This is a genomic window from Streptomyces misionensis, assembly GCF_007896895.1.
GTDB classification, from domain to species: domain Bacteria; phylum Actinomycetota; class Actinomycetes; order Streptomycetales; family Streptomycetaceae; genus Streptomyces; species Streptomyces misionensis_A.
Window position 1 is genome coordinate 92,362 of record NZ_VOGW01000028.1, and the last position, 14,002, is coordinate 106,363.

Sequence of the window (14,002 nt, forward strand, 5' to 3'; positions counted from 1 at the left end):
CCGACCGCACGTCTACAGAAAGGCAAGCTCAGTGGGACAGCCCACCCATGCCCCCGGCAGCCACGACTGGTGGCGCGACGCCGTCATCTACCAGGTCTACGTCCGCAGCTTCGCCGACGGCGACGGCGACGGCACCGGCGACCTCGCGGGAGTCCGCGCCCGGCTGCCGTACCTGGCCGAACTCGGCGTGGACGCGCTGTGGTTCAACCCCTGGTACCGGTCGCCGATGAAGGACGGCGGCTACGACGTCGCCGACTACCGCGCCATCGACCCGGCGTTCGGCACCCTCGCCGAGGCGGAGAAACTCATCGCCGAGGCGCGCGGACTGGGCATCCGCACCATCATCGACATCGTCCCCAACCACGTCTCCGACCAGCACCCCTGGTTCCGGGCCGCCCTCGCCGCCGGCCCCGGCAGCCCCGAACGGGACCTGTTCCACTTCCGGCCCGGCCGCGGCCCGCACGGCGAACTCCCGCCCAACGACTGGCCGTCGCAGTTCGCCGGCACCACCGAACCGGTGTGGACCCGGCTGCCCGACGGCGAATGGTACCTGCACCTGTTCACCCCCGAACAGCCCGATCTCAACTGGGCCCACCCGGCCGTCCGCCAGGAACACGAGGACATCCTCCGCTTCTGGTTCGAAAGGGGGGTCGCCGGCGTCCGCATCGACTCCGCTGCCCTGCTCGCCAAGGACCCGGACCTCCCGGACCTGGCCGCGCACCCGGAGCCGCACCCCTTCGTCGACCGCGACGAACTCCACGACATCTACCGCTCCTGGCGCGCCGTCGCCGACGCCTACGACGGTGTCTTCGTCGGCGAGGTCTGGCTCCCCGACGCCGAACGCTTCGCCCGCTACCTGCGCCCCGACGAACTCCACACCGCCTTCAACTTCTCCTTCCTGTCCTGCCCCTGGGACCCCGCACGGCTGCGCGCCGCCATCGACACCACCCTCGCCGAGCACGCCCCGGTCGGCGCCCCCGCCACCTGGGTGCTGTGCAACCACGACGTCACCCGCACGGTCACCCGCTACGGCCGCGAGGACACCGCCTTCGACTTCACCACCAAGGCCTTCGGCACCCCGACCGATCCGACGCTCGGCACCCGCAGGGCGCGGGCGGCCGCCCTGCTGTCCCTCGCGCTGCCCGGGTCGGTGTACGTGTACCAGGGGGAGGAGCTGGGACTGCCGGAGGCGGAGATCCCGGCCGACCGCATCCAGGATCCGATGTACCACCGCTCGCACGGCGCCGACCCCGGCCGCGACGGCTGCCGGGTGCCGCTGCCATGGGCGGCCGGCATGCCGTACGCGGGCTTCGGCTCGGCATGCGAACCGTGGCTGCCGCAGCCGGCCGACTGGCCGTCGTACGCGGCCGACCGGCAAGAGCACGACCCCGACTCCATGCTCACCCTCTACCGCAGGGCCATCGCCCTGCGCCCGCGCCTCGGCACCGGCCCCCTCACCTGGCTGCCCGGTCCCGGCGACGTCCTCGCCTTCTCCCGCGCGGGCGGCGCGATCTGCGTGGTCAACTTCTCCGCCACCCCCGCCGACCTCCCCGCGCACTCCGAACTCCTGCTCAGCAGCGGCCCCCTGGACGAGACGGGCCGGCTGCCGCAGGACACCGCGGCCTGGCTGCACGCCTGAGCCGCGGCGCACCGCTGTCCCGCGAACCCCCACCACGAAGGGAACAGCTCATGCACAGCAGCACCGTCAGATATGTCAGGCGCATGCCAGCCGTGGGGGCGGTCGTCGCCCTCGCCGCCGGCATGCTCGTCGCCGTGGCCCCCACCGCAGACGCGGCCGCGGGCGCCACCCTGCCCTTCACCTCGGTCGAGGCCGAGTCGGCCACCACCACCGGCACCAAGATCGGCCCGGACTACACCCAGGGCACCCTCGCCTCGGAGGCGTCCGGCCGGCAGGCCGTCCGGCTGTCCTCGGGACAGCGGGTGGAGTTCACCGTGCCGCGAGCGGCCAACGCGGTGAACGTCTCCTACAGCGTCCCCGACGGCCAGTCCGGCTCGCTCGACGTGTACGTCAACGGCACCAAGCTGGCCAAGACCCTCCCGGTGACGTCCAAGTACTCGTACGTCGACACCGGCTGGATCACCGGCAGCAGGACGCACCACTTCTTCGACAACGCCCGGCTGCTGCTGGGGCAGAACGTCCAGGCCGGCGACAAGGTCGCGTTCGTCGCGACCAGCACCCAGGTCACCGTGGACGTGGCCGACTTCGAACAGGTCGCCGCGGCGGCAGCACAGCCGTCAGGTTCGGTGTCCGTCGTCGCCAAGGGCGCCGACCCCAGCGGCAACGGCGACTCCACCCAGGCCTTCCGGGACGCCATCGCCGCCGCCCAGGGCGGTACCGTGTGGATCCCGCCGGGCGACTACCGGCTCACCTCCTCCCTCGGCGGCGTACAGAACGTCACCCTGCAGGGGGCGGGCAGCTGGTACTCCGTCGTGCACACCTCCCGGTTCATCGACCAGTCCGGCTCCGCGGGGAACGTCCACATCAAGGACTTCGCGGTGATCGGTGAGGTCACCGAGCGCGTCGACTCCAGCCCGGACAACTTCGTCAACGGCTCCCTGGGGCCGAACTCGTCCGTCTCCGGCATGTGGATCCAGCACCTCAAGTGCGGCCTGTGGCTGACCGGCACCAACGACAACCTGGTCGTGGAGAACAACCGCATCCTGGACACCACCGCCGACGGCATCAACCTCAACGGCACCGCCAAGGGCGTCCGGGTCAGCAACAACTTCCTGCGCAACCAGGGCGACGACTCCCTCGCGATGTGGTCGCTGTACGCCCCGGACACCAACTCCAGCTTCGAGAACAACACCGTCTCCCAGCCCAACCTCGCCAACGGCATCGCCATCTACGGCGGCACCGACATCACGGTGCGCAACAACCTGGTCTCCGACACCAACGCCCTCGGCAGCGGCATCGCCATCTCCAACCAGAAGTTCTTGGACCCGTTCTCGCCGCTGTCCGGCACCATCACGGTCGACGGCAACACGCTGGTGCGCACCGGAGCGCTCAACCCCAACTGGAACCATCCGATGGGAGCCCTGCGGGTCGACTCGTACGACAGCGCCATCAACGCCACCGTGAACATCACCAACACCACGATCACCGACAGCCCGTACAGTGCCTTCGAGTTCGTCTCCGGCGGCGGACAGGGATACCCGGTGCGGAACGTCAACGTGACCGGCGCGACGGTGCGGAACACTGGCACCGTCGTGGTCCAGGGGGAGGCGCAGGGGGCGGCCACCTTCAAGAACGTCACCGCGACCGGCGTCGGTTCGGCCGGGGTGTACAACTGCCCCTTCCCGGCGAACTCCGGTTCGTTCACCCTCACCGACGGCGGTGGCAACTCCGGCTGGTCCAGCACCTGGTCGGACTGCTCCACCTGGCCCCAGCCCGGCCAGGGCAACCCGGCGCCCGACCCCAACCGCAACCTCGCCCAGGGCCGTCCGGCCACCGCGACCGGCTCCCAGGACGTCTACACGCCGGGCAAGGCGGTCGACGGCGACGCCAACTCGTACTGGGAGTCGGCCAACAACGCCTTCCCGCAGTCGTTGACGGTCGACCTCGGATCGTCGTACGCGGTGCGCCGGCTGGTGCTGAAGCTGCCGCCGTCCTCGGCGTGGGGCGCCCGCACCCAGACCGTCACCGTGCTCGGCAGCACCGACGGTTCGAACTACTCCACGGTGGTCGGCTCCCAGGGCTACCGGTTCGACCCGGCCACCGGCAACACCGCCACGGTGTCCCTGCCGAGCGGCACGAACCTGCGCTACCTGCGTCTGTCGGTCAGCGCCAACACCGGATGGCCGGCCGGGCAGTTCAGCGAGGTGGAGGCCTACCTCACCTCCTGATCTCCTGAGCTTCCGGCACCCCGGACCGGGCGGCCCCGCCGGAGCCGCCTTCGGGGGCCGGCGCCCGGGCGGGGAGCCCGGGCGCCGGCGGACGGCGCATGTCCGCCGCTGATCCGGTGGTGGACGGCGCCGCCGGCCACCACCGGATCAGCGGCGGTACGCGGTGGCGGCGACGGCGGGCAGCAGGGCGAGGGCGAGGATGCCGCCGGTGAGCGCGAGGACGGGGTAGCCGGCCGCGGCGACCACGATGCCGGAGGCGATCCCGCCGGTGGCGCCCGCGACGGCGATGGAGACGTCGACCATGCCCTGGGTCCGGGCGCGGGTGGCGAGCGGGACGGTGTCGGTGATGATCGCGGTGCCCGAGACGAGGCCGAAGTTCCAGCCCAGCCCCAGCAGGGCGAGCGCGAGCGCGAGCAGGGCGACGGAGCCGCCGGGCGCGGCGGCCGCGAGGACGCCGGCGGCCAGCAGGGTGACGCCCGAGGCGACGGCGGCCTTCGTCCGCCCGTAGCGGTCGACGAGCCGGCCGGTCAGCGGGGAGGGCAGGTACATGGCGCCGATGTGGACGGCGATGACGAGGCCGGAGGTGGCGGTGCCATGGCCGTGGTCGTGCAGGTGGACCGGTGTCATCGTCATGACGGCGACCATGACGAGCTGGGTGACGACCATGACCAGGACGCCGAGGACCACGCCTCCGCGGCCCTCGCTCGCGTCGGCGGCATCGCCGGCGCCGGCGTCGGCCGGGCCGGGAGCGGCGCCTGCTTCCTCGGCCCGGGCGACGGCGCGGGCCAGGAGCAGCGGGTCGGGCCGCAGCCAGAGGGCGAGGACGAGCGCGGCCAGTGCGTAGGCGGCGCCGGAGAGCACGAAGGGCCCGGCGAGCCCGGGGATGCCGAGGTGCTCGGCGAAGGTGCCGGCCGGGGCGGCGAGGTTGGGGCCGGTGACGCCGCCGAGGGTGGTGGCGATGAGCACGGTGGAGACCGCGCGGGCCCGGTGGCCCCGGGCGGCGAGATCCGCTCCGGCGTAGCGGGCCTGGAGGTTGGTGGCGCTGCCCGCACCGTAGACGAACAGGGCGATGAACAGCAGGACCGGGTTGTCGAGGACGGCGGCGACGATGACACCGGCGGAGCCGATGGCGCCGGTGAGATAGCCGATCGCGAGCCCCGGGCGGCGGCCGCGGGCCTGGGAGAGACGGCCGACGGCGACGGCGGTGAGCGCCGATCCTGCGGTGAACAAGGCGCTGGGAAGCCCGGTGAGGCTGGTGGTCCCCAGCATGTCCTGGGCGAGGAGGGCCCCGACGGTGACGCCCGCGGCGAGACCGGCGCCGCTGAGGATCTGGGAGGCGACCAGGACGCGCAGGATGCGGCGTTGGGCCTGGACGGGGTCGGCTATGTGGGCCGTCGTGCCGGCGGTCGGAGTGCTGGTCATCTTCTCTTCCGGAGCGGGGATTCAGGGGGCCCTGAGAAACCGGGACGGCGACCGAGTATGCCGGACCCATCGAAGGCAGGCGCCCCCGCGCACCTGCCCGGGCGAAACCGCCCGCCGCCCGGGCCTGTCCGGCGGATCACGACCGGGACGCGATGGGCCGGTACGCCCGCCCGCCGTCCGGTGGGGCAGGAGAATGAGCGGCATGACCATGGTGAAAGACATCGAGGCCCGGACTGGGTGCAGATCGTCGAGTGGTACGACGAACTGGTGCGCCTGACCGACAGCCCGGTCGTCCGGCTCAACCGCGCGGTGGCCCTCGGCGAGGCCGACGGACCGCGCGCCGGACTGGCGGCGCTCGCGACGCTGAGCGACACCCTGCCCCGCCACACCGCGGTGGCCGCCTACCTCCACGAACGCGACGGCGACCTGGCGACGGCGGCACGGCTGTACGCCGAGGCCGCCCACACGGCACCGAACCTCGCCGAGCGCGACTACCTGACGCGCCAGGCCGCCCGGCTCAACGCCCTCCGCCGCAGCTGACAGACCGCCGGGAACTCGACACGCTCAGCAGGCATGCCGTACCGAGACCGCTGGGAGGAGACGCCCCCGCCGAACCACCGGTCCCGTCATGACGGCGGCAGCGCGGGGGCCGGCGCGGAGGTGCCGCCCAGCTCGGCGACCAGGTCGCCGGCGGTCACGCGGGCCAGGGTCCGGGAGGCGTCACCCGCTCCCGGGAACAGCCGGTAGCAGGTCCCGGTGGCCCCCGCGGGCCCGATGGTTCCCTGTACGGTCGCGAGGAACACCCTTGTTCCGGAGGCGAGTTCGGCCGCAGCCGCGTCGGGGTCCGGGTGCGGGAGCCGTTCCTCGGCCTCCTCCATGGAGGACACCCGGGCGGCGAACCCGGCCGCGTCCTCCTTCGGCCGCCGCCGATACCGCAGCAGCGCGGGCTCCGGCTCCCGGCACACCACGGCCACCTCGGGGGAGCGGGCCGCGGCACGCCATACCGCGAGGTCCCACAGGGTGGTCCGGCTCCCGGAACCGAACTGCTCCCACAGGTCCCGGGCCACCGTGGCCAGCCGGGCGCCGCCGTGCGAGCCTATGCTCTGGAAGCCGCCCGTGGACGGCAGATGGGTGTCCGTCCACAGCGCCCGGCGCCGGCCCAGGTCGACGACCATCGGCAGGCACACCCGCGAGTCGCCCGCCAGATCGAAGCGCTGGCGGACCGTGCGCGGGTCGTAGGAGGCGTCCCGCGGGCCCCGCGCGGGCAGCGCCATGAAGCCCGCGAAGGCGTCCTGCAACTCCTCGAACGGCACGTTGTTGTAGCTGAAGACCAGCGGGACGGCATAGACGTCCCCCCGCTCCGCCAGTCGCTCCAGGTCCAGGTCCACGTACTCGGTGGCGCCCAGCGGCGCCGGGGCGGAGGTGAGGTCGCCGGAGTGGACCGCGGCCTGCCCGCCGTGCACCAGGTTCGTGTAGTCGCACAGGCCGGTGAACGTCCACTCGGCGTCGAAGAAGGCGACCGACAGGTCCAGGTCGGTGCGGTTGCCCTGCGGCTCGGTCCAGTGCAGGAACAGCCGCAGCACCGCGCCGTCCGGCAGCGTCTGCGTGCTGCCCCGCGGCACGGCCACCAGCGCCTTCGCCGTGGACCGCTCGGTGAACGGCACGGCGAGGTCGGCCAGGCCCGCGTCCAGCACCGACAGCGCGTACGGCTCCCCGGCGGCGAACCGCCGCAGCAGCTCGCCCTCCAGCAGCGCGACCACCGCGGTGACCAACCCCGCGGGCAGGGCAGGCCGCCGCTCCGGAACGGACAGGGCACGGGTGACGTCGCCGCGCGGGAAGAACACCCGGCGGCGGCCGGTGCGGTCCTCGGCGCGGACCCGCAGTGCCCCGAACGCCGACAGCAGCGGCCCCGGGCCCACCTTCGGCAGCCCGCGCAGCAGGGCCTTCTCCAGCTCCGGTTCGAGGTCGGCGCAGGTGTGCAGGCGCAGCAGCACGTCCAGCCGGCGCACCAGCTCGCCGGGCCGCTCCCCGGCGAGGGCAGCGGCCCGGCCCGCGTCGCCCTCCGCGACGGCCTGTTCCAGTCGTCCGGCCCAGGTGGCCGGGCGGATCCGGGCACCGTCCACGCGGACGGCGTCCGGGTGCGCGGCGGCCGTCGCCAGCAGGGCGGCGCCGAAGGCCGTGGAGGGGTCCACCGGGGTCGCGCGCAGCACGGCGAAAGCCAGGGCGGCGCGCGGATGCCGGGTGTGCCGTTCGAAGGGGTGCAGGACCTCCGCGGCCCGCTTCCATGCCGTGGGGTGCCGCAGCACGTCCTCCACCAGGTACGGGGTCGGCAAGCCGTCGAGGACCGCGAGGAGTTCGCGGCGCAGCGGGCGCGGCAGCCCGGTGAAGCGCGACGGTGTCACCAGCCCGGCGTCGCCGTCGGAGAGCACGGCGAGCAGTCGCAGCACGTCGGTGGCGGTGGTGAGCCGCTCGGTCAGCACCTTCCGTGGCGGGAGGCCGTCCGGCGCCTCGCGTACCAGCGCGCCCAGCACCATCGCCTTGGTCTCCCGGACCGGGATCTCCGCGGGCAGCAGGCCCCGGCCGGCCGGGGTGAGCGGCAGCAGTGTGAGCAGGTCGTCGCGGTCCTGCGGGGAGAGCGGGGTGCGACGGGCCAGCAGGGAGTCCACCACGGTGGTGGCGTCGGCCGCCCGGTCGGTGCCCAGGCGCAGCAGCCGCAGCGGGCCGGGCACCGGTGCCTTGGCGGCGCCGACGGCACGCACCGGCCGCAGGAAGGGGTCGTCCGCGTCGATGCGGCGGTGGCAGACCGGGCAGCCCGCGTAGTCGGAGCCGTCCCAGCACAGCCGGCACACCAGGTGGGCGCAGGGGGAGACGGGGAACACCGTGCGCGCCTCGCCGCACAGCACGCAGGGCTGGTCCGGCTGCTGCAGCAGGAAGGCGAAGACCCGGTCCACGAACAGCGCCTCGGTGTCCCGGGGCACGATGCGCGGGAAGCGGCGGAAGAGCGGGACGTGGGTGCGATCGGAACCGAGCAGGTCGTCGGCCAGTCCGACCAGGCGGGCGTGCGCGGCCGCCAGCTCCTCGGGGAGCAGCGAGCCGAGTGCCGTGTGCAGTGCGGGGGACAGGACATGACCGCGGCCGAGCAGTTCGGCCTCGAGCCGACGCAGCGCCGGCCCGGTACCGCCGCCGGACGCGGACGCCCCGTCGACATACACGGTCTGGATACGGCGCAGCAGTACGGACTCGGCAGCGAGCAACAGGGGATTCCCCTCCACGACGACCCGGGACGAAGGAACGGGGACGGAGAGTGGGCGCGCTGAGACTTTTCAAAGAAGGTGAGAAGGATGCGCGCCGGGGAGCCGTCCCCGTTGCCCCTGATCCCATCACACGCCTTCGCGACAGCCAAACAAATTAACGAAGGGAAGCCGCAAGAGGAGGTTCACCAGGTCCAACGGCTCCCGCGCGCGCCAGCCGCACGCAGGAGCCGACAGGGCCGACAGGGCCGACAGGGCCGACAGTGCGTCAGGACCGCCGGAGCCGCAGTGTCACCAGTTCGAACGGCCGCAGGCGCACCGCGATCCGGTCGCCGTCCCGCCGCGGTGCCTCCGCGTCGGCGAGCGGACGTTCCAGCAGGTCGGTCACCGTGGCCTCCGTGATCTCGAACCCGGCGGTCAGGGTGGCCCGGGCCCGGCCGCCGTGGGCCTCGTGGAAGCGGACCACCACGTCGCCGCTGTCGTCGTCGGCCAGCTTCACCGCCGTCACGACCACCGCGTCCGAGTCCACCGACACCAGAGGCGCGACCTCCCGGGCACCGGTCGTACGCCGCTCGGGCACGTTGATCCGCCAGCCCTCGGTGACCGCGTCGCCGATCGTGGCGCCGGGGACCAGGGCGTCCACCGCTTCCGGCACGCCCTGGTCGGTCTCGGGGTCGGGGAAGCGCGGGGCGCGCAGCAGCGACACCCGGACCGTCGTGGTGGTGCCGCGGTCGCCGTCGGTGCGCACGGTGCGGGTCACGTCGTGGCCGTACGTCGAGTCGTTGACGACCGCCACGCCCCAGCCCGGCTCCTCCAGATGGACGAAGCGGTGGTTGCAGGCCTCGAACTTGGCCGCCTCCCAGGAGGTGTTGGTGTGCGTGGGCCGGTGGAAGTGCCCGAACTGGGTCTCCGACGCGTACCGTTCGGCGTGTACGTCCAGCGGGAAGGCGAGCTTGAGGAACTTCTCCGTCTCGTGCCAGTCGACCTCGGTGTCCACGACCAGCCGCCGTTCCCCCGCCGCCAGCGACAGCACCTGGGTGACCCGGGAGGAGCCGAAGGACCGGACGATCCGCACCGACGCGCCGTCCTCGCCGGGCGTGACCGACTCGGCGTCGGTGAGGTCGGTGACGGTGTTGCGGTAGAACTCGTCCACGTCCCAGGCGTCCCACATGTTCGGGAAATCCGGGTGCAGCTGCAGGAGGTTCGCGGCCCGGCCGGGCGCGACCGTCTCGCGGTCGGCCTCGATGTCGTACGCCGAGACCACCAGGCCGCGGCCGTCGATCTCGACCCGCAGCAGGCCGTTGTCCAGGACGTGCCCGCCGCCCGCGCGGGGCCTCAGGCCGGTACGACCCTCGGTGACGGGCGTCGCGGCGGCGCCGGCCGGGACGCCCGCACGGGCGTGCGGGGCCGCGTTGAAGACCAGCGGCGTGCCGCCCTCGCCGGCCAGCGCGCGCTGGGCGGCCTCGACGATCCCGTTCAGTTCCTCCGCGACGCGCCGGTAGGTCGCCCGTGCCTCGCGGTGCACCCAGGCGATGGACGAGCCGGGCAGGATGTCGTGGAACTGGTGCAGCAGCACCGTCTTCCACAGCCGGTCCAACTCCTCGTACGGGTAGGGGAATCCGGTGCGCACCGCGGCGGTGGCCGCCCACAACTCGGCTTCGCGCAGCAGGTGTTCGCTGCGCCGGTTGCCCTGTTTGGTCTGGGCCTGGCTCGTGAGGGTGGCGCGGTGCAGTTCGAGGTACAGCTCACCCACCCAGACCGGCGGTTCGGGGTACTCGGCCTCGGCCTTCTCGAAGAAGGCGCGCGGGGTCTCCCACACGACCCGCGCCGAGCCCTCCAGATCGCGCAGCCGGGCGGCCTTGGCGACCATCTCACGCGTGGTGCCGCCGCCCCCGTCGCCCCAGCCGGTGGGCGCCAGGGAGTGCCGGGCGACGCCCTTGTCCTTGAAGTTGCGGGCGGCGTGCGCGATCTCGCTGCCCTTCATGGAGCAGTTGTAGGTGTCGACCGGCGGGAAGTGGGTGAAGATCCGGGTCCCGTCGATGCCCTCCCAACGGAAGGTGTGGTGCGGGAACTTGTTCGTCTGCGACCACGAGATCTTCTGCGTCAGCAACCGGTGGGAACCCGCCGCCTTGATGATCTGCGGCAGTCCGGCGGCGAAGCCGAAGGTGTCCGGCAGCCACGCCTCGTCGTTCTCGATACCGAACTCGTCGAGGAAGAACCGCTTGCCGTGCACGAACTGACGGGCCATCGCCTCCGAGCCGGGCATGTTGGTGTCGGACTCCACCCACATGCCGCCGGCGGGCACGAACCGCCCGTCCGCCACCGCCTTCTTCACCTTCGCCCACACCTCGGGCCGGTGTTCCTTGACCCACGCCCACTGCTGCGCCTGGGACATGGCGAACACGAAGTCCGGCTCGTCCTCCAGCAGGGCGGTCATGTTGGACGTGGTCCGGGCCACCTTGCGCACGGTCTCGCGCAGCGGCCACAGCCAGGCGGAGTCGATGTGCGCGTGCCCGACGGCGCTGACCCGGTGCGCGGAGGGGACGGCGGGCGCGGACAGCACGCCGCCGAGCCGTGCGCGGGCGCGCTCGGCGGTGCCGTTGACGTCCTGGAGGTCGACGGCGTCGAGCGCCCTGTCCACGGCGCGCAGGATCTCGTAGCGGCGCGGGGAGTCCGCGGGCAGCTCGGCCATCAGCTCGCCGAGCACCTCCAGATCGATCACCAGCTGCCACACCGTCTCGTCGAAGACCGCGAGATCCATGCGGGTCAGGGTGTACTGCGGCTCATCGCCCGCCGTCTCCTTGTCGCCGAGCGGTGTGGGCAGGAAGGGGTGGTAGTCGAGGATCACGGGGTTGGAGGCGGCCTCGATGTGCAGCCGCACCCCCTCGCCGCCCGCGACGGGCGCGCCGATGCGCACCCATTGGTTGCGCGGGTTGAGGCCCTTCACCGGAGTGCCGTCGGGCCTGTAGACAAGGCCTTCGCACTGGAAGCCGGGCATGTTCTCGTCGAAGCCGAGGTCGAGCAGGGCCTCCACGGTCCGCCCGGCCCACGCCTTGGGCACGGTGCCGGTCACCCGGAACCAGCTGGTGCCCCACGGAGCACCCCACCGGGCGCCGACCCGGATCGGCTCCGGCTCGGCGGCCAGGCCCTCGGCGACCGGCACGGGCTCGCCGGGCGCGTGCCACACCGCGACCTCGAGGGGGACGGACTCGGGATACACGGCGGGGCGGATGCGCTCGTCGAGGACGCGCTTGAGGCGCGCTTCGACCAGACTGCGGTCGTCATGCATGCGGGGTGCTCCGTAGGTCGTACGTCAGTGGGTGGATCGGCGGGTGGTCACCAGGGGTGGGTGACGGTCGCGGGGGAGGACGCGGTGTACAGCTCCCCCACCGCGCGTACCTCGAACCGTCCGGCGCGCTCGCCCGGCGCGGGCGTCTGGCCGCCGGCGAAGTACGCCCGCTGGCCGGTGCCGCCCAGGAAGCGACGGGTGCCGTCGGGCAGCACACGGTGCAGGGTGTAGTGGCGAACCGCGGCGGGCGCCGGGTGGTTCCAGGCGAGGCGCAGGTCGCCGCCGGACGCGGCGGTGATCCGCAGGCCGCTGGGCGCGGCCGGGGTGTCGGCGCGGTCGTGCACGGCGAGGCCGCCGAGCCGCCAGCTCACCGGGCCGCCGCCGGTGGCGGTGAGCCGGACGCCGATGGCGTGCACGGTTCCGGACAGGCCGGTGAGCCGGACGGCCGAGGTGTGCCAGCCGTCGTCGGGGCCGGCCGGCACGGGCAGGTAGCTGTACGGCGGTGCGGCCCCCGCCGTGTCCGGCTCGGCGGTCGCCACGGCCAGTTCGACGCGGACGGCCCCCGGGTCCGTGCGATGGGTCAGCTCGACGACGGTGTCGGGGCCGACCGGCAGCCGGGTCGCGTACAGGTCCAGCACGGCGGGACGGTCGAGCGCGCCGGCCACGAGGACGCTGCTGCCGCCGCGCCAGGCGTCCGCGAAGTCGAAGGCGACGGTGGGCCGCTGCCCGTCGGTGCGCACCACCCAGCGCCGGGAGGGCAGCCGGTCCTGGAGGCCCAGGTGGTTCCAGGGGACGTCGGAGGCGACCTCGCCGTCCTCGTACCAGCGCAGCCCGTGGCCGGTGTTGAAGACGCTCGCGAACGGCAGCGAGGCGACGGTCGACCGGTCGGCGACGGACACCGCCGGGGCCCGCCACCCGTCGGTGGTGTCGGGGCGGGACGGGTCGAGGGAACGGCCGGTCCAGAACCGGTCGTCGGCGGCGTGGAAGTCCTCCGGGGTGTGCCCGGCGGGCAGGTGGTTGCGGGTCCACTCGGGCCGGTAGAGGCCGAGGGAGGTGATGTGCGCACGGTCGGTGGGCACGATCGCGTCCCAGTCCGCCGAGGTGTTCCAGCCGCCCGACTCGACGTCGACCCCGGCCCACAACTCGTAACGACTGCGCCCCAGTTGCTCGGCCTTCTGCCCGGAGGAGGCGAGCGAGGAGGCGCTCCAGCGGAAGTCGACGAACATGTCGTCGGCGGCCTGGAAGAGGGCCTGGTTCTGCCCGTTCAGCGCGCCCTGCCAGCTCACCGAGCCGTTCACGGTCATCGCGTCGTACCAGGTGATCCGCTGCCCGGCGGCCGTGGCGAGCCGCTTCAGCTCCTTGACGAAGCCGAGCATGTCGGCGCCGAGGGCGCTGTCGCCACCGCCCGTCTCGGCGTTCACGAACCAGCCGTCGAAACCGTGCGCGGAGGCGACCGCGACGAGTTGGGCGGCGAGCGGGTAGTGGCCGGAGGCGTCCTTCTGCACCAGGTCGCGGGTCCACTGGAGCTGTCCGCCGTAGGCGGCGGGCGGCAGGAAGACGTTGCCGAGGACGGGGACGCCGTGCCGGTGGGCGGCGTCCACGACGGGGGCGTTCGGCGCGAGGATCAGGCCCTCCCCGGACGAGCCGCCCCAGAACACCAGCTCGTCGACGTACGCCCAGTGCGTGAGGGCGTAGTAGTCGGCGGTGGCCGAGCCCTGGGACGGATTGGAGGAGGTGGGCCCGAACGAGACCAGGGCCTGTACCCGGGCCTGCCCGGCGCGGGCGGTGGTGTTCGCCGGGGTCGGGGTGAAGCGGGGCGCGAGCGGCACGGAGGCCGCATTGAAGGGCAGGTCGGCGTCGGTCGCGGCGCGCCAGGTCTTCAGACTGCGCCAGGTGATGCCGGGGCCCGGGCTGCCGGCGGGCAGCGAGTCCGGATACCAGTAGGAGGCGTACGGCTGGAGCGCGGCCGTCGCCTTCGGGGCGGCCTGGGCGGTGCCGGCGGGCAGCGCGGGCAGGAACGCGGCGGCGGCGCCGGCGAGCAGGACGGTGCGTCTGGTGGGATTCACGAGCGGGTGCCTCCTCGGGGGGTGTGGAGTACCTGGTCGGGCGTGACGATCTCGGTGAGGCCGCGGGCGGCCAGGTGGTCCTGGTCGGCCGCCCGGGTGTCGAGGAC

6 protein-coding genes and 1 pseudogene are annotated in these 14,002 nt (G+C 73.4%); 3 read left to right on the forward strand and 4 right to left on the reverse strand.

Annotation, left to right across the window (positions count from 1 at the left end; all coding sequences use genetic code 11):
• The first annotated feature begins 31 nt into the window (after positions 1 to 31).
• Entirely contained in the window at positions 32 to 1,639 is a 1,608-nt protein-coding gene (locus FRZ03_RS04580; protein ID WP_146463833.1) for a glycoside hydrolase family 13 protein, read from the forward strand.
• Between the two features lie 50 nt (positions 1,640 to 1,689).
• On the forward strand, positions 1,690 to 3,867 hold the full coding sequence (locus FRZ03_RS04585; protein ID WP_146463834.1) for a discoidin domain-containing protein: 2,178 nt from the start codon (positions 1,690 to 1,692) through the stop codon (positions 3,865 to 3,867).
• A 147-nt stretch (positions 3,868 to 4,014) separates the two neighbouring features.
• On the opposite strand, the gene FRZ03_RS04590 is transcribed toward FRZ03_RS04585, so the two are convergent.
• Positions 4,015 to 5,289, reverse strand: coding sequence for an MFS transporter (locus FRZ03_RS04590; RefSeq protein ID WP_146463835.1), 1,275 nt, complete (start codon positions 5,287 to 5,289; stop codon positions 4,015 to 4,017).
• A gap of 231 nt (positions 5,290 to 5,520) precedes the next feature.
• Between FRZ03_RS04590 and FRZ03_RS04595 the strand changes: the two are divergent.
• Positions 5,521 to 5,829: pseudogene (locus tag FRZ03_RS04595) on the forward strand (RNA polymerase subunit sigma-24); the annotation flags it as partial.
• A gap of 86 nt (positions 5,830 to 5,915) precedes the next feature.
• On the opposite strand, the gene FRZ03_RS04600 reads toward FRZ03_RS04595, so the two are convergent.
• The 3 genes from FRZ03_RS04600 to FRZ03_RS04610 all read right to left on the reverse strand — a co-directional run bounded on the left by FRZ03_RS04600 (position 5,916) and on the right by FRZ03_RS04610 (position 13,895).
• On the reverse strand, positions 5,916 to 8,543 hold the full coding sequence (locus FRZ03_RS04600) for an MXAN_6230/SCO0854 family RING domain-containing protein (protein WP_146463836.1): 2,628 nt from the start codon (positions 8,541 to 8,543) through the stop codon (positions 5,916 to 5,918).
• Between the two features lie 265 nt (positions 8,544 to 8,808).
• The gene (locus FRZ03_RS04605) at positions 8,809 to 11,829 is read right to left on the reverse strand and encodes an alpha-mannosidase (RefSeq protein WP_146463837.1); all 3,021 of its coding nucleotides are present in this window, start codon (positions 11,827 to 11,829) and stop codon (positions 8,809 to 8,811) included.
• Between the two features lie 47 nt (positions 11,830 to 11,876).
• Positions 11,877 to 13,895, reverse strand: a complete 2,019-nt coding sequence (locus FRZ03_RS04610) for an endo-beta-N-acetylglucosaminidase (protein ID WP_146463838.1) — start codon at positions 13,893 to 13,895, stop codon at positions 11,877 to 11,879.
• Positions 13,896 to 14,002: the final 107 nt, after the last annotated feature.

Coding starts and splice junctions, on each gene's coding strand:
- FRZ03_RS04585 (WP_146463834.1), top strand. CDS start 1,690: ATGCACAGCAGCACCGTCAGATATGTCAGGCGCATGCCAGCCGTGGGG.
- FRZ03_RS04590 (WP_146463835.1), bottom strand. CDS start 5,289: ATGACCAGCACTCCGACCGCCGGCACGACGGCCCACATAGCCGACCCC.
- FRZ03_RS04605 (WP_146463837.1), bottom strand. CDS start 11,829: ATGCATGACGACCGCAGTCTGGTCGAAGCGCGCCTCAAGCGCGTCCTC.